The organism is Curtobacterium flaccumfaciens, assembly GCF_013359815.1.
Taxonomy (GTDB): Bacteria; Actinomycetota; Actinomycetes; order Actinomycetales; family Microbacteriaceae; genus Curtobacterium; species Curtobacterium flaccumfaciens.
In genome coordinates, this window is sequence record NZ_JABMCF010000016.1 from 1 (window position 1) to 362 (window position 362).

Annotated in this window: 1 protein-coding gene; it reads left to right on the forward strand. The window is 69.1% G+C overall.

The window, feature by feature from the left end; genetic code table 11:
* Window positions 1-362 (forward strand): hypothetical protein (locus tag HP445_RS00045; protein ID WP_175330754.1); only part of this gene is annotated, 362 nt, incomplete at both ends.

Consider the following 362-nt stretch of genomic DNA (forward strand, 5'->3'; position numbering starts at 1 on the left):
CCAGATCGTCCCGGGCACCCACACGGTCGCCACCGACGGCTCCTGGTCGTTCGACCGCGTCGTCTCCAAGGGCGCCGCCAAGCTCGACATCGTCATCGAGCAGACCGTCAACGGCACCGCGAAGAAGTCCGGCACCTTCTCGCTGACCGCGTCCGCGGAACGGAACGTCACGGTGACGACCAAGACCGTCACCGCTGGCGTCTCGAACCACATCACCGGCACCGCCACCCCCGGCGCGACCTTCCGCGTCCTCAACCCGAGCGGCACCCAGATCGTCCCGGGCACCCACACGGTCGCCACCGACGGCTCCTGGTCGTTCGACCGCGTCGTCTCCAAGGGCGCCGCCAAGCTCGACATCGTCA